The following is an 18,179-nucleotide window of genomic DNA, read 5'->3' as shown; positions in this document are numbered from 1 at the left end:
TTTCAATCGCCCGAAGGCGATTAGTGGTCTTGCGACTGCAGTTTGTTTCCGTGCCCCTTCCTGTGCTATCATTCCACCGGCGCTTCATTATATATGCCAAATACACGCCAAACATGCAAACCGCCCGTCGCCCCCGCCGAGTCGTATGCAATTTGTTCGGGAAACAAGTCGTTGGAAACAATCTAATCATAGTATAACCCTTTCTGCCCCCGCCGTCAACTCTTTTCCCCCACCAATTTCATGCCAATGCTCACGCACGTCTGGGCCCAAACCCTCCATGCCTTCCTCTCCAACCCCACCAACCTGTGTTTTTGTGGTCAAAAATCCGACCACATTGGGAACTGCTGATTCCTCTGCACTCTCTGCGACCTCCGCGGTGAAACATGCGGTTGCGTTTGGGGTTGCTGCGCGCTCTCGACGCCATTTGCCCGAACCAACCCGGCATGGTATAATTGCACTCGTTGCGGGTGTAGCGCAGGGGTAGCGCAACTGCTTCCCAAGTAGTGAGTCGTGGGTCCGAATCCCACCACCCGCTCACAAAACTCCAGTCGAAAGAATCACTGGAGTTTTTCTTTGCAGTGCGCACAATCACCAGGCTTTCATGAATCAGCGTACGCGACTTGTCCTCCTGCTGGCCCTCTGGCTGGCCTTTGCCTTGCGTCTCCATCAGCTTGGCTCACAGAGCCTTTGGTATGACGAAACGGTCAGCCTGACCCTGGCCCGCGCACCGCTCGGCGAGTTATTGGCCCACACCGGCCGCGACATTCATCCTCCGGGCTACTACCTGCTGCTGGCCGCGTGGCTGCAACTGCTGCCGGCCACGCCCGCGCCGGAGTTCGTCAGCGCCTTCTTCTCCCTCGTCGCGGGTATGCTCCTGCTGCCGCTCACCTTCATCCTGGGCCGACATGCACGCCTGCCCATCGCAGTCGCTGCTGGCGCGGTCATCCTGCAAGCCCTGTCGCCCTTTCACGTCTGGTACAGCCAGGAAGTGCGCATGTATACCCTGGCCGCGGCGCTTGGCCTGCTCGCCGCCTGGAACCTGCGGCGCACCCTGCCTGCCCACGCGGCCGCCGGCGCCTCACCGCGACGGTCACCCGCCCGCGCCTGGCTCTACGGCCTGGCCGCCGCCGCCGGCCTCTACACCCTCTACTACTTCGTCTTCCTGCTCCTCACCATCAACCTGCTGCTCATCGCTACCCGCGCCGGGCGCGGCCAACACCTGCCCTGGCGCCCCTGGCTACTGACCCACCTGGCGCTGCTGCTGGCCTACGCGCCCTGGCTGCCGCTGGCCTGGCGTCAGATCACCAACCCGCCTGTGCCTCCCTGGCGCAGCTTCACCCCGCCGCTGCCCCTGCTGCGCGAGAGCCTGTTGGCCCTGGGATTTGGGCAAGCGCTCCCAGCCACCCTGGCCAGCCTGGGCCTGGGCATCGTGGCGCTGCTGTTGCTGGCGGCGCTGGCCGGGACAGCTCACGGCGGCCTGCGGCCGCTACGACGACAGGATGCAGCGCCCGCGCCCGCGGTCCCCTGGCTGCTGGCGTACACCTTCCTGCCTGTGGCCTTGATCTACCTGGTTTCTGTCCTGCGCACCCCCCTCTACCATGTGCGCTACGTCTTCACCTACGCGCCGCCGTTCACCCTGCTCCTGGCCCTGGGTCTCGTCAACCTGTGGCGTTGGCGTGTGCGGGGCGGCCGAATCTTGGCCGTTCTTGCCTGCGCCGGCCTGCTCGTGCTCAGCACGCTCTCATTGCAGCGCGCCTGGCGCGATCCCGACTTCCGCGCCGACGATCACCGGGCCGCGGTGCGTTTCCTCGCCGATCGCTGGCGCCCCGGTGATCTGATCCTGGTCAACGCCGGCTACGCCTACACCGCGCTCCTCACCTACTGGGATCAGCCCATTGCCTGGCGCGGTCGCCTGACCGACTTCACCCCGGCCGCCGCCGCCAGTCTGATCGGCGCCAACGGCGCCATCATCCTGCAAACCGGCAGCGTTGACGGGCCGGCCAGCCTCGGTTGGGGCGACCCGGCCGCCGATTTCTACGCCATGCCGGCCGCTTCGATGGTCAGCCGCCTGCAAGCCCTCGCCGCCGCCGCCCCGCGCCTGTGGCACTACCGCATCTATGACACCGTCACCGACCCCGCCGGCCGCGTGCGCAACGCGCTGACAGATTGGCGCCTGTTCGAGGACGATGTCTTCAGCGGCGAAGCCAACCTGCGCGTGCAGGGCTTCTGGAGCCGCCAGATCGCCGTGGATCGAACCGCTGCCCGCTGGCAGGTAGGCAACTGGCTGCAAGTGGCCGGCGTCATGCAGGCTGCGCCCGTGCTGACCGCCGGACAGACCATCAGCGCCAGCCTGACCTTGCAGCGCGCCGCGGATCAGCCCGGTCAGGCGCTGGCGCTTTCGCTGCGTTTACTCGATCAGGCTGGCGAGGTGTGGGCGCAGGCCGATGAGCCAGTGGGCGGCAATCAGCGTGACCTGCGCTCCGTGGAGGCAGGCGAGATCCTGCCCCTTCCGCTACGCCTTGCCATCCCCCCGGGAACAGCGCCCGGCGCGTACCGCCTGGCCGTCATCCCCTACGACCCCGCCAGCGGCCAGCCGCTCACGACCGACGCCGGCGCCGCCTCCCTGCCCCTGGGCGATCTGACCATCGTCGCCCGCGCCCAGCCAACCCAAAGGCCGGCGCTGGCGGACTTCGGCCCACTGGCCCTGGTGACGGCCAGTTCGCCGGCCACGATCATCAGCCCTGGCGACGCGATCCCGCTGGAGATCCTCTGGCAAGCCGGCCAGGCGCCGGTGCGGCCTTCATTGGCGGACCTGGCGGACCTGGTGAACCTGGTAGTTGTGGTACAATTGCTGGCGGCTGATGACCGCGTCGCCGCGAGTCTGGAGGCGCAGCCCCTGGCGGGGCGCTACCCCACGTCGCAGTGGCTGGCCGGAGAATTGGTGCGCGACCGTTATGCCCTGCACACCCCGCACGACCTTCCGGGCGGGGTCTACCGCCTGGTGGTGGGCATCCAGCGCGCTGACGATAGCCAGCGCCTGCGCACCCCTTGCGGTATGCTGCCGTGGACGACGTGTGACATCGCCGTGATCAAACAGGTGGAAGTGCGTCTGTGACGAGGAAAAGCCAGGACTTTGACCGCAAGGCAACGACTGTGAGCGCAACAAAGGGGTGCGTTGACAGACAAAAAAAGACTTCGGATGATAACTCACCCGAAGTCTACACAAGTGCTGGTCGTGCACCCCTCCTCGAACGGCCATACGAGCTTACTGGTACTGGCTGGCTCAGGCCAGGCGACCCCGTGGCACCCGGGAGATACCGCTTAGTGCTGCTACCTTTCGGTCCTGACACAATTCACAGGCTCCCGCCGCACAGGACCCAACCATCAACGCTGCCCGGCCCCGCAGTCCCCGCACGACGAAGGCCCTCAAAGGGGAATTCAACCCCGCCTGGAGCGGATTTCGGGTTCAAGGCACCGCTAGCGCCCCGTCTAGCACGACCACACGCATCTTACCCGATTAGGAACGCTTTGTCAAACACTATCGCGGCCTCAGACGGGGCCGGGAATTCCTTAAGTCAACAAAATGGAGCAACATCATGACGAATCAGAGGCGCATACTGGCGCGTTTCGCCCAAGCCTCGCTGCTGACCAGCCTGCTCATCCTGGGGCTGTTTTTCTTGCTCAAGCCCGGCAGTGCGGCCGCAACCGCCGCTCCCGCCGCATTCTGTGACACGGTCACCGGCATCCCCCTGACTGAATGTGAGGCGCTGACCGCCCTTTACAACAGCACCGATGGTCCTAACTGGTTCGACAACTTCGGTTGGCTCACCAGCACCGCCCCCTGCGATGATTGGACCGGCATCCTTTGCAGCGGCGGGCATGTCATCGTCGTTTCACTCGGTTTCAACGGGCTGCACGGCGCCCTGCCGGCCGAACTGGGCAACCTGCCCTACCTGGTGGAGCTTGATCTCAGCTTCAACAACCTGGGCGGCGCCTTGCCCGATCAACTCTGGAACCTGACAGAGCTGCAAAACCTCTACCTGGGGCGTTCGTCCAGCGGCGGGCTTACCGGCACGATTACGCCAACAATCGGCAACCTGGTTGATCTACAAAACCTGGACCTGAGCAGCAACCGCATCAGCGGCACGCTGCCGTCCACCATCGGTCAGTTGACCTCGCTCAGGCTGTTCGACCTTTCGTCCAACCTGATTCAAGGCGCCATCCCGGTCTCCATCGGCAACCTGACCAACCTGCGCACCCTGGACCTCGGCCACAACCAGATGACCGGCGCCCTGCCCACCGCCCTGGGCAACCTGACCCTGCTGGAAGTCCTCAGCCTCGGCATCAACCAATTTGTGGGCGACGTTCCGGCCGAGTTGAGCAATCTCACTCACCTGCATTCACTCCTGCTCAACAGCAATCAGCTCACCGGGACGCTGCCGATCAGCCTGGGCAACATGTCTGAGCTGGACACCATCGAAATCTTCAACAACGATTTGACCGGCGCCATTCCACCGTCCATTGGCAACCTGCCCCTGCTGCGCACCTTGTCCGCCACCAATAATGACCTGGGCGGCTCGCTTCCGCCCGAACTGGGCAACCTGGCCGCGCTTCAGAATCTTTATCTTGGCTCCAATCACATCTCAGGTTCCATTCCCAGTCAGATCGGCAATCTCACGGCCCTGCACAACCTCGCGCTGTCAGCCAACCGCCTTGAGGGGGCGCTGCCGCCCCAAATCGGCCAACTCACTCAACTGCAGAACCTGTACCTGCAGGCCAACCAGCTTGCAGCCAACATCCCGGCCACCATCGTCAGCCTGACCCAATTGTCGCGGCTCGACACCGGCTTCAATGCCCTGGGGGCAGAAGCGGGCGCCCTGCCCTTCCTCGCGTCGAAAGACCCACAGTGGGCGCAGACACAGACCGTCTCTCCCACCAATGTCCAGTTGACGCAACCGCTGAGCACCAGCGCCATCATGACCTGGACGCCGATCCTCTATCAGGGCGACGGCGGATTCTACGAGGTCAGCTATGGCTTGCTCATCAGCGGCGCCTACCCCATGACCGCCACCACGAGCGACAAGACGATCGGCGCCCTCACGGTGACGGACCTCACCCCCGGCGCGGCCTACTGCTTCCGGGTGCGCACCTTCACCCCAGCTCACGCCGCCCAGCAAAATGCCATCTGGAGCGCGTACACAGCGCCGCTGTGCCCTGGCTGTGGCGATTTCAACGGCAACGGGGTGATTGACCTTGCGGACATCATCGCCATCAGCGAGCGCTGGCTACAGACCAGCAGTGATCCCGGTTGGGACGGCCGCTTCGATCTCGATGGCAGCGGCGTCATTGACATGATTGACATCATGCGCGTGAACGCCAACTGGGATTATCATTGCTGAACCTGAATGCAGAACAGCCTGCGCCCCGTGTTTTGGGTGCAGGCTGTTCGATAGGCGGAGAGGGAGGGATTTGAACCCTCGAGGACCAATAAGGCCCTACGCGCTTTCCAGGCGCGCGCACTAAGCCAAGCTATGCGACCTCTCCAAGCGATCTATGGGTCGCACATCCGATTATAGCAGGCGCAGCAGGTTTGGCCAAATAAAATTGTCGGCCAAGAGGGGGCGGCGCACGGTGACAACCATGCGCCGCCCCAGGAATGGCGGAGAGGGAGGGATTCGAACCCTCGAGGGTGATAAGCCCTACGCGTTTTCGAGACGCGCGCACTCAACCGAACTATGCGACCTCTCCCCAAGCGGGCAGATTATATCACAGCCCCAGGCTTGTCGCAAAAGCATCAGGGACAAAAAAGGAACTCATCGTGACCAAAGCACCACAACCAACCCCAATGTCGGCCGGCCGACGCATCTACAACTCCCTCTTTTGGATTATCATCTACCTGGTAGGCATGGTGATTGGCAGCGCGCTGGCCTGGCTGGTGGGCGCTGGTCTCAACGAGCAGATCGGCGCCGGCTTCTTGGGCGGCTTCGTCCTGCTCTTCATCACCAATCGTTGGGTGCGCCGCGTCAAGTCGCGGCCGAACTGATTGGAACCTTCTCCTGAATGACTGCGTCCACAGGACGCAGCACTGCAACGACCCCTGCCTCACTCCGGTCACCGCCACCAGGCAACACTGGCTCGACCAAAGCGCCGTTGGTGGACTGACGCCGAACGCTGCCCCGTTCGGCGTCAGGGGCAGCGGTGACCGCCACTGAGTCAGGCCCAAAATCTGGCGCAGCCGCCCCGATGGGGACTGTCGCCCGACTGCAACCAGGAGAAGAATCTACCATGTTCACGCGTCGCTTGTTCTCTACCCATGCTCTGCGTCGTCGCGGCATCCGCCGCCTGTCCACGGCGATTTCGGTCGCCACCTTGTTTGCCCTACTGGCGGTCCTGGTCAGCGCCTGCGCGCCGGCCGCCACCTCCATCCCCTCTACCTCCGATGCGTCTACCTCCGTTCCCGTCACCAGAATAGCCGAAGCGACCGTTGTGCTGCGGGAAGAGATACTGGCAGCCCCAACTATCATCGCGGCTGCCCAAGCGCCAGTGCCCGGCACACCGTGCTGCTCCACCGGCGGCAACACCACCGTCAACGGCGAGCCGTACGATGCCACCTTCTTCGAGAACTATGGCACCAACCCGTTCATTGACACCGAGGACGACCATCTCTCTACCTTTGCCCTGGATGTGGACACCGCCTCCTACACGGTCATCCGCCGCTTCCTCCGCGATGGCAACTGGCCGGACAAGGATGCCGTGCGCGTCGAAGAGGTGATCAACTACTTCGACTGGCGCTACGCGGACCCCGAAGAAGGGGCGTTTAGCCTTCACCTGGAAGGAGCGCCGTCGCCCTTTGGCGGCGACAAGTATTGGCTGGTCAAGATCGGCGTGCAGGGGCGGCACATCAACACCGAGCAGCGCCAGGACGCGATGCTGACCTTCGTGATTGACGTTTCTGGCTCGATGGCCGCCGAAAACCGCCTGGGGATGGTCAAACGGGCGCTGCATCTGCTGGTCAACGAGCTGCGCAGCAGCGATCGTGTCGCCATTGTCGTCTATGGCAGTGACGCGCGCATGGTGCTGCCGCCCACCCGCGCATCCAACTCCGAAACGATCCTGGAGGCGATTGATCGCCTGGAGCCGGAAGGCGCAACCAATGCGGCAGCGGGCCTGCAGATGGCCTATCAGGTCGCCAGCGAGGCCTATCGCGAGGGCGAAATCAATCGCCTGATCCTCTGCTCGGACGGTGTAGCCAACGTGGGCGTGACCGGCGCCGACGAGATTCTGGCGACCATCGAGCGTTTCGCGCGGCGCAACATCGCCCTGTCCACGGTGGGCTTTGGCATGGGCAACTTCAACGATGTCATGATGGAACAGTTGGCCGACAAAGGCAACGGCAATTACGCCTACGTGGACACGCTGGAAGAGGCGCGGCGCATCTTCGTTGAGAACCTGACCGGCACGCTGCAAACCATCGCCAGGGACGCCAAGATGCAGGTCGAATTCAACCCCCAGGTGGTCAGCCGCTACCGGCTGCTGGGCTACGAAAATCGCGATGTTGCGGACCAGGACTTCCGCAATGACAAGGTGGATGCCGGTGAAGTCGGCGCCGGGCACAGCGTCACCGCGCTGTACGAGATCAAGTTCCATGATGGCGCTCCGCCCGCGGATCAGGCGCTGATGGCTCGCATCCGCTACCAGGACCCGACCAGCGGTGAGGTCGTCGAACAAGATGCCGCGCTGGCCGGCGAGGACTTCCAGGCGCGTTTCGAGGCGGCCTCGCCGATGTTCCAATTGGCCGCCGCGGTGGCCGAATATGCCGAGATTTTGCGCCAATCCTACTGGTCAAAGGAAAGTCGCATGAGCGATGTCCAGGCGTTGGTGCGCCGCCTGACGGATGATTTGCCGCAAGACGAACAAGTGAACGATTTCCTCGATCTGGTCAATCGGGCCGCCGCCCTGCAGCGCTAAAGATCCTCCACCGCGCCCCGCTCACCCTTGCGTCTCTTGCACCGGACTTCGGCGTAAGAGACGCAAGTCGCGTCCCGCCCATGACGCTCTCGCAATCGGTGCTTGCTCACCATCAACGACCGTGGTATAATCGGCGCGCTGTCAACAAGAAGGCACAATGCACAACCGGCGCTGAGGGACGTGAGCAGGCGATGGATAAATTCCAGTTCAATATGGTCCAGGTGACGCGCACTGTGCCCCTGTTTAGCTCACTCCCCTCTTCTGATTGGGAAGCGGTTGCTGAGCTGCTGAGTGGACATTGTTACCCCAAAGATTCGTATGTCTGCTTCGAGGGCGATCCTCCCGAAGCACTTTTTATCGTTTGGATCGGCCAGATCAAACTGCTTCGCCATTCCGAACAAGGCCGCGATGTGGTGCTCGATGTCATTGGGCCGGGTCACATGTTCGGCGAAATGGCCGTTCTGGATGGCGCCCCCTATGACACCACCGCCCAATGCCTGGAAGATACAGCGGTGGTGACCATGGCCCGTCGCGACTTCTTCGAATTGGTCCAGCGCCATCACGCCCTCTCCATGGCCGTCATCAGCGAACTGAGCCGCCGCTTGCGCAATACCACTGACCTGGTGCGCAGCCTGGCGGTGGACCGCGTTGAGCAGCGCATCGCCCGCGTGTTGCTCAAGCTCGCCAATGCCACCGGCCGCGTCACACCCGAAGGCCTGACCATTGACATTCCACTCACACGCCAGGATGTGGCCGACATGACCGGCACCACCGTTGAAAGCGCCATTCGCGTCATGAGTAACCTGCGCCGGCAGGGCCTCATCACCACGCTGCGCGGTCGCGTCGTTCTCACCAATGTGTCCGAACTCCGTGTCGTGGCCGAAAAATGGTAAGGGCCTGATTCTCCTGTGAAAATTCGTACATACAGCTCTTGACAAACGCCGATGTTTGTGATATGATTCACATGCCGGTGAGTTGGGATTTGAAGCTGTCGAATACACATGGATCAGAATCGTATTACGCAGCCGGCGACGAGCAGTGGGGGGCTTGAAGTCAGTTGTGATTCGCGGTTGATGGGTTGTTCTGATTGTGAATGACCCGGCTCAGTCGGTTAGGCACCTGCCTGTTCATCGGTACCTCCTTTCGGTGAATGCCCGGTGTTGGGGAACGCCGGGCATTTGCTTTGTCAGGCAAAAAATAAAAAAGGACGCAGCCTTGTGCTGCGTCCTTCTTGTTGACGAACGTGGAGAGTCTCCTCACATCAGACGGCGGCGCCGCACGAGCCGCAGAAGCGGTCGGTGGGGCGCAGCGCCTGCCCGCACTGCACGCAGAAACGCTGTGCCGCAGCCGCAGGGCGTGGAGCGACGCTGTGCAGGGCGGCGATTTCCGCTTCCAGCCCCTGTTCCAAATCTGCGGCGGTGTTCCGGCCAGGGCTTACCCCCGGCGGGCGGTGCAACGCGGCAATTTCGGCTTCCAGCCCCTGTTCCAAATCTGCGGCGGTGTTCCGGCCAGGGCTTACCCCCGGCGGGCGGTGCAACGCGGCAATTTCGGCTTCCAGCTCCGTGTCCAGAACCGCGGCCCGTTGTTCGGCCAGATAGGTGTCGAGCCTGTGCATGGCCTGCAGCGCCTGTTCGCGCAGCCGCCGGTCATAGACAGGATAATCAGCAGCCGACACCTTGCCTGTCTGATAATCAAACTCCAGGTCCTTGATGGCTTTGAGCGCCATGTCGCGCTGCGCCGTCCATTCAGCCAGAACGTCCGCGCTGACCATCAGCGTCTGCGAACGGGCTGTACTGGCCAACGGCCAGGCCACGGCGGCGATGACAGCCACCACAATGAGTACCATCACGATTGCAGTGATCAAGGCCAATCTCCTACGCGTGCTTGGGCTGCGCCGCGGCCGGCGCCACAGCCGCGCTGCGCACAGCAACCGTATGGGGCCAAAGAGCGACCAGGGTGCCCAGGGCAAGCACAAGGCCCCCAATCCACAGGAAGACCATCAGTGGGTTGACGAACAGCTTGAAGGAGGCCGTGTCGCCATTGCTGTCCCAACCCGCCAGCACTGCGTACAGATCCTCGGTGGGGAAGATGCGCAGGCCCACTTCACTTGTGGGCTGATCCGGCGTCTTGAAGTACAGGTTTTTCCGCGGCTGCACCACGCCGATGGGCTGGCCGTTACGGGTAACCTGCAGAGGCGCGAACACCTGGGTGTGGGTGGGCTGCTGAATTTGGCGCAGGCCGTTGTAGGTCACGACATAGTTCTTGATCGTCAGGCTTTCGCCAGGCTTGAGGGTGCCCTGTGTTTCCAGTTGAAAGAAGCTGTTGCCGATGATGCCGAGCGCCATCATGATGATGCCCAGGTGTACGATGTAGCCACCGTAGCGGCGCTGATTCTTCTGGGTCAGGTTGACCAGCGCGCGCGGCCACGCTTCGCCGGTGATGCGGCGCCGCGCAGACGCGCCGCGGACAAACTCCTGCAGGATGGTTGCCAGCACGAAGGTGCATAGCGCGAAGCCGACGAGCGGCAACGCGTCGCGCAGACCGAGGACAAACAGGAGCAGCGGTACCAGCGCCGTCGCCAGGAGCGGCCACTGGAAGTTTTTGCGCAGGGTCTCCTTGGTGGAACGACGCCAGCCGAGCAGCGGCCCCGCGCCCATCAGGATCAACAGGACGACGAAGATCGGACCGTTGACTTTATTGAACCACGGTGCGGCCACCGATATTTTGTTGCCGGTCAGCAGTTCGGAGAACATGGGAAAGGTAGTACCGAAAAAGGTGGCAAACGCGATGCCCACAAACACCACATTGTTGAACAAAAAGCCCGACTCGCGGCTGAGCATGGAGTCAAGCTCATTGTCGCTGCGCAGCAATGGCAGACGATCGAGCAACAACCACAGGAAGCCGAAGATGGACAGGGCGATGAAGCCCAGGAAGAGCGGGCCGACGTTGCTGAGGGCAAACGCATGCACCGACTCGATGACGCCGCTGCGGGTGATGAACGTGCCGATGAGCACCAGTTCATAGGTCAGAAAGACAAGGACAAGGTTCCAAACCTTGAGCATGCCACGGCGCTCCTGAATGACGATCGAATGGAGAAAGGCTGTCGCGGTCAGCCAGGGCAGGAGGCTGGCATTTTCGACGGCGTCCCAGGCCCAGTAGCCACCCCAGCCCAACTCGATGTAGGCCCACTGGCTCCCCATCAGGATGCCGAGCGACAGGAAGAGCCAGGGGACAAGCGTCCAGCGGCGAATCGAGCGAATCCAGGTGTTGCCAAGCTGTTTGGCGGCCAGCGCGGCCACGGCAAAGGCAAAGGGCACGGCCATGCCCACGTAGCCCAGATAGAGGCCGATGGGATGGATCACCATCCAGTAGTTTTGCAGAAGGGGATTGAGACCGGTGCCATCGGCGGGCATGAAACCCAATTTCTTGAACGGGTTGGCCGCGAAGATCACGATGACCAGGAAGAAGGCCGACGTGGTCAGCAGCGTGGCGATGACGTACGGCATCAACTGGCGGTGCTGGTTGCGAAAGCCAATCATGGCGAAGGCTGAATAGCCAGACAGGATGAGCGTCCAGAAGAGCAGTGACCCGGCCTGTCCGCCCCACAGCGCCGAGAATTTATAGAAGGGCGAAAGGTCGCGTTCAACGTGACTGGCCACATATTCGAATTGGAATTGATCGGTCAGCAGCGCGATCCAAAGTAAGACAGCGGCCAGCAACACCAATGCCGCGACGGCCAACACGGCATTACGTGCGCTGGCAACGAGGGCCAGGTCGTCACGCCGCGCACCGATCATGGCCAGGACAATACCGACGAGGGCCACAACAAGCGCCAGGGCAAGCACGGGAAAGCCCAAATCTAGCAACATGCGCATCTCTCCTTGAAATGGGGCAGGACAAGACAGGTCTTATGCCTGTCAACAGCGGGGTTATTTACAGCTACCGCCGGAGGTCAACTGATCCAGGCAGTTGTTCAGTTCGCTTGCGGACAAGGGGCCGATCTTGAACCAATCCACCGTGCCGTCAGCCCTGATAAAGAAGGTTTCGGGTACGCCCTGAATGCGGTAGCGCCGGGCAATCTGGCTGGCCAGGTCCGGGCCGTTGGCGTAGGTAATCTCGTACTCTTTCAGGTAACGCAGTGCGACAGGTTCCTGATCCAGGTAATCCACGCCAACGAAAACGACGCCGCGGTTGGCGTAATCAACAGAAGCCTTCTGCAGGGTTGCCGCTTCTTCCTTGCACGGGTCGCACCAACTGGCCCAAAAATTGAGGACCACGACTTTGCCTTCGAGGTCGGCCAGGCTGAGCGTGTCGCCAAAACCACCGCGGTAATCTGCGAAGAGCGAAAGGGAGAAGTCGGGCGCGGCGCCGGCCGAGGGACGCGGGGCCTCGCGCTTGGCCACCAGGGCATAGGCAAAGAACGCCACGAACAGGACGGCGATGGCAATCACCGCCCAGCGCACGGCCTGGCTATTGGAAGGCGGCGCGGGCGAGACGGCAGGATCGAGCGATGAGTTAGTCAATCTTGCGCAACTCCTCTTGTAAGCGTTGTAACTGCTCCACGGGCAGATCGTCAAGCGGCGCGGGCGTCACGCGGGCAACAGCCGTGAGCGGGCGCCGCGTCCAACGGCGCAGGGCGTAGAAGACCCAGGCCCCGGCGAGGGCGAGCGCGGCAAAGGGAACGACCCAGGCCAGCCAGTTGAAGCCCTGGCGCGGCGGCTCACCGAGCACCTGCGGCCCGTACTGCTGAATGAAGTACGCCTTGATCTCAGCGGTGCTGGCGCCGGCCGCCAGTTTTTCGGCAATCATTTCGCGCATCTGCTCACACGCCTTCAGTTCGCAGGTGTCGAGGCGCACACTGTTGCAGAGCGGGCACCACAGTTCACGAGCCACGGCCGTCACCTGCTCCGTGGTGACGGTTTGCTGCGCCAGGCTTGCGCCCGGCAGCAGCAGGATGGCGACCAGCCACAGGCCCAACAGGGCGCCAGGCAGCCACAAACGACGGATGCGAGAGGGATGGGAGGGATGGGAGGGATGGGAGGGATGGGAGGAATGGGAGGAATGAAATAGACGAAAGCTCATTTCTCACCCTTGAAGCCTAAAAATTCGTAGACGGTGATCGGTTCGCTGCGGCCCCGCACACGCATTTCGCCCAGGCTGCGCACTTCCACCGCGGAAAACACATGGCGATAGGAGTCTGCGCTCAAGAGGACCTGGCCGCCGTGCGACATGGCCTGCAGGCGCTGCGCCACGTTGACGCAGTCGCCAATGGCGGTGAAGTTCATCAACTGCGCTGTGCCGATATTGCCCACCAGCGCCTTGCCGGTGTGCAGCCCGATGCCAAAACTCAGCCCCTGGTTGCCCGCGGTCTCCCGTAAGACATGCTGTCCCTTCTGAATGTCGGCGGCTGTCTGCAGCGCGCGCCAGACATGGTCTGGTTGGCGCGCCGGTGCGTTGAACATCGCCATGGCGGAGTCGCCCATAAATTTATCTACCGTGCCGCCAGCCTTGAGCATGGCATCGGCCGCAATCGCCAGGTACGTATTCAGGATTTGGACCAGCTCGCGCGGATCGAGCACTTCGGCAAGGGGGGTGAAGCCGCGAATATCCACAAAGAGAACCGTGATTTCCTGGATCTCCCCGCCCAGTTGCGGCATCTCTGCCTGGGACATCAACTGCTCGGCCACCGGCGCAGAGGTGTAGCGCTCGAACAGGGCCTTGATGCGGGCATTCGCTTCATCCAGGCGGCGCTGCAGTTGGGCGTTCTCCTGGCGCAGGCGTACCTTTTCGATCACCTGGCTGATGCGCGTGCGCAATTCCTTGAGGGGAAAGGGCTTGCTCACGTAGTCATCGGCGCCGGCCTGCATTGCCTCCAACGTCAGCTTTTCCGACGTTAGCGCGCTCACCATGATGATGCCGGTAATCGCATTGTGGCTGCGGACTTCACGCAGCACGGCCATGCCGTCCAGGCGCGGCATGATGATGTCCAGCAACATCAGGTCAGGTACACGCTGGCGATAAATGCTCAAGGCCTCCACGCCATCCGCGGCCTCTTGCACGGAATACCCTTCAGCCTGTACCACCTTACGCAGCAGCCGCAATGTTTCTGGTTCATCATCCACCAGCAGTATGTGGCGTAAGCGGTCTTCCATCTGTTCTGCCCGGTTCTGCCCGGTCCTCCCCTGTCCATGGTCTTCAGTGTGATCGCCGATGTTTGCGTAAGAACAGCACGCGCCCCCCTCGGTTGAGCCTGGGCAATTATAGCATAAGCGAAAAGGCAATGCCAACCTGTTTTTGTCCCCGAACAAGACCGGCGGCCGGACTGTTCGCTTGTAGAAATTATTCCACATGCCCACGCGGGCTAATTTAGAAGCAGCACGGTTGCACATGGCCGCATATTCTGGTATACTAACGTTGAGTTGTCTATCCCCTGTACTTTTGCCACCCGGCAACGTCGGCAGAACTCTCTCAATGCAACCCAAAGACGATGCCGTGGGCGTGAATACCATCACCGCGTGAGATTGAGGAGGAACCATGCATCGTCGTTTGTGTTTTTCATTGATCGTCGTGATCGTGGCCGTGAGTACCTTCGTGGGCGGCGGCACGGCGGCAGCCAGTAGTCCTGGTCAAGGAATTGTCAGCCGCCCCGCCCAGGCAAGCGGCACCATCTACGTCGTACGCGCCGGCGACACCCTGGGACGCATTGCGGCGCGTTACGGAACAACCGTGCAGGCGCTGATGAATGCCAACGGCATTCGCAACGCCAATTTCGTTTACGTGGGTCAACGCCTGGTCATACCTGGCGGTAGCAGTGCGGTCAGCCCGCCGGCCGCGGCGCCCACCTCACCCACCCCCGGCACGTACATTGTGCGTCGCGGTGACACCCTGTCCTCCATCGCGGCCCGCTACCACATGACCGTCGCCAGACTGATGCGGGCCAACAACCTCGCCAATCCCAATGTGATCTATGTCGGTCAACGCCTGGCCATTTCAGGCGGCAGCACCGGCGGCGGCGCCATAGGCGGCGGCGCTCCATCCAGCCCTGCTGTCAGCGGCCGCTGGATTGATGTTGATCTCAGCGCCCAACGCCTAACCGCTTACGAAGGCAGCCGCCCCGTCTTCAATGCGTTAGTCAGCACCGGCCTGCCGCGCACGCCGACCGTCCAGGGACGTTTCAAGGTTTATGTCAAATACCGCTCTACCACCATGTCCGGACCAGGCTATAACTTGCCTGGCGTGCCGTACACCATGTACTTCCACAAAGGCTACGGCCTGCACGGCGCCTATTGGCACAACAACTTTGGCCGCCCGATGAGCCACGGTTGTGTCAATCTGCGCACCGCCGATGCTCAATGGCTGTTCAACTGGGCGCCGGTGGGCACAGTCGTCAACATTCACGGGTAAACCAGTCAACAGCCCAGCCTGTACCGGTTCGCGGCCGGTGCAGGCCGGGCTGTTTTCATGCGCTGGCCCAATTGGCCTGAGACAGGCTGACCCGGCCAGGCTCGGGTTCTCAGATTATCTCCCATCACGCGTGAGACACCCATTGCCTTGAGCACCAAACTCTTTCGCGGCTGGTACGCGGACATCATGCTGCTGGCCGTCACTGCCATCTGGGGCGGCACCTTCGTGACCGTTCAGAAAGCTGTGGCGACCTTTCCCGTGGTCACATTTCTCGCCATTCGCTTCACCCTGGCCACCCTGGTCTTTCTTCCCTTACTCCTGCGGCCGCTGTCCACCGCCAGAGATCCCGGGCGCTACCGGCGCGTCCTGCTGCCCAGCCTGCTCATCAGTGTCACCTTGTTTGCCGGCTATGCCTTTCAGACCTACGGACTGCGCTTCACCACGCCAGCCAAGGCCGGATTCATCACCGGTATTTCGGTGGTGCTGGTTCCTCTCGGTTCGGCGCTCTTCCTGCGGCGTCCGCCCCATGCCGGCGCATGGCTCGGTGTGGCGCTGGCCACGGTGGGCCTGGCCGCCTTGACGCTGAATGGCGACCTCAGCATCGCGCCGGGCGATCTGCTCGTCCTGGGCTGCGCCATCTCCTTTGCGGCGCAGATTCTGCTCGTCGGCCACTTTGCGCCCCGCTTCGACGCCGTACCCCTGGCGGTTGGTCAAATTGCCGGCGTCGCCATCCTGAGCTGGCTGGTGGCGCTGGCTGTGGACGGCCCGCCCACCTGGCCGGGCCGTCAAGTCTGGTTTGCGGCCGCTTTTACCGGTGTCATGGCCACCTCGTTTGCCTTCTGGGCGCAGACGAAGGCTCAGCGCCTGACCAGTCCCACCCACACCGCGCTCATTTTTGCCACCGAACCGGTGTTCGCTGCCATCTTCAGTTTTCTCCTCATTGGCGAGCAGTTGACACCGCGCGCGATCGTGGGCTGTGGACTGATTCTGACTGGCATGTTGGTGTCTGAGTCAGGCGTGTGGTTGCGGCGGCGCCGTCAAGCGACCCCAACAGGCTAAACGACCGGCGGCTGGCGCCCTAATCATCGTCGTCGCCTCCCTTGGGCAGGCCATACAGCCACCAGAAGCTGTCCGCCGGATAGAGGCCGCGCAGCCCGGGATCGAGCAGAAAGGCCCCATCGCGCCAGACATTGCGCAGTTGGCTGTCCAGGCGCCGCAGGTGGCCCTGTTCAGCCAGAATTTCGAAGCCGGCGCCCGTCGCCTCCGTCAACAACAGCGCCAGGCGCACGCGCGCACGCACCTCAGCCGGGTACGTGCTGGCACAGCCACCGCGCCGAAAGCACTCGTCCATATACCAACGCCAGGAGTCCAAATTGCTCTTGATCTCCTTGCGCACAAAGGACTCCCACGACGCCCGGTAGGTGCGGCGGGCCTGATCAACGGCCGCCGCTACCTGTTCGACACGTGACCGCTCGGCTGGCTCCAGCGCCGCCGCCCGGAACTGCAGCATCTGCAGGCGGCTGAGCAGCCCGCCCAGGGTCATTTTGGGCTGCTGTGTGCCCAGCGGCCCCTGCACGACGATCTGACGGAAGAGGCGATCATCCAGGAGATAGTCGGACAATTCAGATGCCATCGCCTCGGCCACCACAAGTTCATTCGTCAATTGATTCATTTGCAACATGAGAACGGGCTCCTTTCGTGCAGCAATCGAAACGGATGGGGTCAGGAACATTTTCCTGACTGCTGAAGGAGGTCGCAGGCGGGAGAAAACACTCTCGCCAGGGACTTCCGGCGGCGGGAGGCAACTAGGAAGGCGGGGAACAGGCTTACGACCGGTGACAGCATAGCACGCGCGCGACGCTCTGTCAAGAGGCAGGATTTGGGCCAATCCGGGTCGGGTTCGGGTACACGTTGAACCGCGTGTGCGTTTGTTCCGAATCACGCAAGTTTGTGAGGATCGGTTAATCATGATATAATCTGACATAGCAGCCATCACGATAGATCTCAACTCGTAGAAAGTAGCAGCAAAAGTAAGTAGAAGAAGGAGGCTCAGATCGGTATGGCAGAACCCAAAACAGCCAGGAAGCCGACCGCTGAGGTGAGCGGCGCCGTCTCGCGTCGTGAGTTTCTCATGTATGCCTGGGGCGCTTCCCTGGGCGTGCTGGCGGCCGGATCTGGCGTCGCCTCGTATGCCTTTGGCCTGCCCCGTTTCAAACCAGGTGAATTTGGCGGCGAGTTCAACCTTGGCCCCGCGTCGGCGCTGCCCGCAGTCAATGCGGCGCCTGTGCCCAACACCACCGGTAAGTTCTGGATGGTGCGCACCGAAGATGGGGTGAGGGCACTCTACAAAGTGTGTACGCACCTCGGATGTCTGTATGAGTGGGACACACTCAACTACCGTTTCCAGTGCCCCTGCCACGGCTCCCGTTTTTGGCTCGATGGCAGTTTGATGCGCGGCCCGGCCGCCCGTGGTCTGGATCAATTCACGATTCGAATGCTTGACGGTTCCGGCAATGTTGTGTCCGAAACCACCGGGTCCGACGCGGCCGTCCAGGTGAGTGACCCCAACTTCACGGTGATGGTAGACACCGGCAAACGCCTGATGCGCTCCGGTATGACGCCAATCCCGGGCGGAGAGCAGCAGGCGCCAGCCCCAGGCGCACCGCCCATCCAAAAATCGTAATTTTTTCCTCGTTGTCTCAGCGGTTAGGAATGAGAATTAAATAAGTGTCCGCTTTGGTGCTGTCTGTATGCTCAGAATTTGCTCGGAACTGGACAGTTGAAAAATTCTCATTCCTTAGCACTCG

Annotated in this window: 14 protein-coding genes, 3 tRNA genes and 1 other RNA gene; 9 read left to right on the top strand and 9 right to left on the bottom strand. The window is 62.1% G+C overall.

Going from position 1 to position 18,179, the window contains the following annotated elements:
* Positions 1-463: 463 nt before the first annotated feature.
* Positions 464-535, top strand: a tRNA-Gly gene (locus IPM84_14020).
* Between the two features lie 66 nt (positions 536-601).
* A complete protein-coding gene (locus tag IPM84_14015; GenBank protein ID MBK9093856.1) occupies positions 602-3,115 on the top strand; it encodes a hypothetical protein in 2,514 nt (837 codons plus the stop codon).
* 118 nt (positions 3,116-3,233) lie between these two features.
* Here the strand turns inward: IPM84_14015 and ffs are convergent.
* Positions 3,234-3,498, bottom strand: an RNA gene (gene ffs, locus IPM84_14010) — signal recognition particle sRNA large type.
* A 98-nt stretch (positions 3,499-3,596) separates the two neighbouring features.
* On the opposite strand from ffs, the gene IPM84_14005 reads away from it, so the two are divergent.
* A complete protein-coding gene (locus IPM84_14005) occupies positions 3,597-5,399 on the top strand; it encodes a fibronectin type III domain-containing protein (protein ID MBK9093855.1) in 1,803 nt (600 codons plus the stop codon).
* A 55-nt stretch (positions 5,400-5,454) separates the two neighbouring features.
* Here IPM84_14005 and IPM84_14000 read toward each other — a convergent pair.
* Together IPM84_14000 and IPM84_13995 are read right to left on the bottom strand one after the other, a co-directional pair.
* Positions 5,455-5,544, bottom strand: a tRNA-Ser gene (locus IPM84_14000).
* A gap of 113 nt (positions 5,545-5,657) precedes the next feature.
* Positions 5,658-5,748 (bottom strand) — tRNA-Ser (locus tag IPM84_13995).
* A gap of 70 nt (positions 5,749-5,818) precedes the next feature.
* Between IPM84_13995 and IPM84_13990 the strand changes: the two genes are divergently transcribed.
* The 3 genes from IPM84_13990 (at position 5,819) to IPM84_13980 (ending at position 8,861) form a co-directional block, all read left to right on the top strand.
* Positions 5,819-6,043: a hypothetical protein gene (locus tag IPM84_13990; GenBank protein MBK9093854.1), complete on the top strand. Its 225-nt coding sequence runs from the start codon at positions 5,819-5,821 to the stop codon at positions 6,041-6,043.
* Positions 6,044-6,285: 242 nt separating this feature from the next.
* Complete coding sequence (locus IPM84_13985; GenBank protein MBK9093853.1) at positions 6,286-7,968, top strand: von Willebrand factor type A domain-containing protein; 1,683 nt, start codon at positions 6,286-6,288, stop codon at positions 7,966-7,968.
* Positions 7,969-8,159: 191 nt separating this feature from the next.
* A complete protein-coding gene (locus IPM84_13980; GenBank protein ID MBK9093852.1) occupies positions 8,160-8,861 on the top strand; it encodes a Crp/Fnr family transcriptional regulator in 702 nt (233 codons plus the stop codon).
* Positions 8,862-9,229: 368 nt separating this feature from the next.
* Here IPM84_13980 and IPM84_13975 read toward each other — a convergent pair whose 3' ends face one another.
* The 5 genes from IPM84_13975 to IPM84_13955 all read right to left on the bottom strand — a co-directional run bounded on the left by IPM84_13975 (position 9,230) and on the right by IPM84_13955 (position 14,120).
* The gene (locus tag IPM84_13975) at positions 9,230-9,832 is read right to left on the bottom strand and encodes a zinc ribbon domain-containing protein (protein ID MBK9093851.1); all 603 of its coding nucleotides are present in this window, start codon (positions 9,830-9,832) and stop codon (positions 9,230-9,232) included.
* A 10-nt stretch (positions 9,833-9,842) separates the two neighbouring features.
* Entirely contained in the window at positions 9,843-11,837 is a 1,995-nt protein-coding gene (locus IPM84_13970) for a heme lyase CcmF/NrfE family subunit (protein MBK9093850.1), read from the bottom strand.
* Positions 11,838-11,897: 60 nt separating this feature from the next.
* Positions 11,898-12,491, bottom strand: a complete 594-nt coding sequence (locus IPM84_13965; protein MBK9093849.1) for a TlpA family protein disulfide reductase — start codon at positions 12,489-12,491, stop codon at positions 11,898-11,900.
* Entirely contained in the window at positions 12,484-12,966 is a 483-nt protein-coding gene (locus IPM84_13960; protein ID MBK9093848.1) for a cytochrome c-type biogenesis protein CcmH, read from the bottom strand. Before IPM84_13960 ends, IPM84_13965 begins: the two co-directional genes overlap by 8 nt.
* An 80-nt stretch (positions 12,967-13,046) precedes the next feature.
* Entirely contained in the window at positions 13,047-14,120 is a 1,074-nt protein-coding gene (locus IPM84_13955; protein ID MBK9093847.1) for a response regulator, read from the bottom strand.
* A gap of 382 nt (positions 14,121-14,502) precedes the next feature.
* On the opposite strand from IPM84_13955, the gene IPM84_13950 reads away from it, so the two are divergent.
* Both IPM84_13950 and IPM84_13945 read left to right on the top strand, forming a co-directional pair.
* The gene (locus IPM84_13950) at positions 14,503-15,372 is read left to right on the top strand and encodes a LysM peptidoglycan-binding domain-containing protein (GenBank protein ID MBK9093846.1); all 870 of its coding nucleotides are present in this window, start codon (positions 14,503-14,505) and stop codon (positions 15,370-15,372) included.
* A gap of 186 nt (positions 15,373-15,558) precedes the next feature.
* Entirely contained in the window at positions 15,559-16,431 is an 873-nt protein-coding gene (locus IPM84_13945; protein MBK9093845.1) for a DMT family transporter, read from the top strand.
* Positions 16,432-16,450: 19 nt separating this feature from the next.
* Here IPM84_13945 and IPM84_13940 read toward each other — a convergent pair whose 3' ends face one another.
* On the bottom strand, positions 16,451-17,053 hold the full coding sequence (locus tag IPM84_13940) for a hypothetical protein (GenBank protein MBK9093844.1): 603 nt from the start codon (positions 17,051-17,053) through the stop codon (positions 16,451-16,453).
* A gap of 378 nt (positions 17,054-17,431) precedes the next feature.
* On the opposite strand from IPM84_13940, the gene IPM84_13935 reads away from it, so the two are divergent.
* The gene (locus IPM84_13935; GenBank protein MBK9093843.1) at positions 17,432-18,055 is read left to right on the top strand and encodes a Rieske 2Fe-2S domain-containing protein; all 624 of its coding nucleotides are present in this window, start codon (positions 17,432-17,434) and stop codon (positions 18,053-18,055) included.
* The last annotated feature ends 124 nt before the right edge of the window (positions 18,056-18,179 follow it).

The organism is Candidatus Amarolinea dominans (genome assembly GCA_016719785.1).
Lineage (GTDB): Bacteria > Chloroflexota > Anaerolineae > SSC4 > Amarolineaceae > Amarolinea > Amarolinea dominans.
This window is presented reverse-complemented; position numbering and strand designations above follow the sequence as displayed.

Coding starts and splice junctions, on each gene's coding strand:
- IPM84_13970 (MBK9093850.1), bottom strand. CDS start 11,837: ATGTTGCTAGATTTGGGCTTTCCCGTGCTTGCCCTGGCGCTTGTTGTG.
- IPM84_13945 (MBK9093845.1), top strand. CDS start 15,559: ATGCTGCTGGCCGTCACTGCCATCTGGGGCGGCACCTTCGTGACCGTT.
- IPM84_13935 (MBK9093843.1), top strand. CDS start 17,432: ATGGCAGAACCCAAAACAGCCAGGAAGCCGACCGCTGAGGTGAGCGGC.
- IPM84_13980 (MBK9093852.1), top strand. CDS start 8,160: ATGGATAAATTCCAGTTCAATATGGTCCAGGTGACGCGCACTGTGCCC.
- IPM84_14015 (MBK9093856.1), top strand. CDS start 602: ATGAATCAGCGTACGCGACTTGTCCTCCTGCTGGCCCTCTGGCTGGCC.
- IPM84_13950 (MBK9093846.1), top strand. CDS start 14,503: ATGCATCGTCGTTTGTGTTTTTCATTGATCGTCGTGATCGTGGCCGTG.
- IPM84_14005 (MBK9093855.1), top strand. CDS start 3,597: ATGACGAATCAGAGGCGCATACTGGCGCGTTTCGCCCAAGCCTCGCTG.
- IPM84_13955 (MBK9093847.1), bottom strand. CDS start 14,120: ATGGAAGACCGCTTACGCCACATACTGCTGGTGGATGATGAACCAGAA.
- IPM84_13940 (MBK9093844.1), bottom strand. CDS start 17,053: ATGTTGCAAATGAATCAATTGACGAATGAACTTGTGGTGGCCGAGGCG.
- IPM84_13985 (MBK9093853.1), top strand. CDS start 6,286: ATGTTCACGCGTCGCTTGTTCTCTACCCATGCTCTGCGTCGTCGCGGC.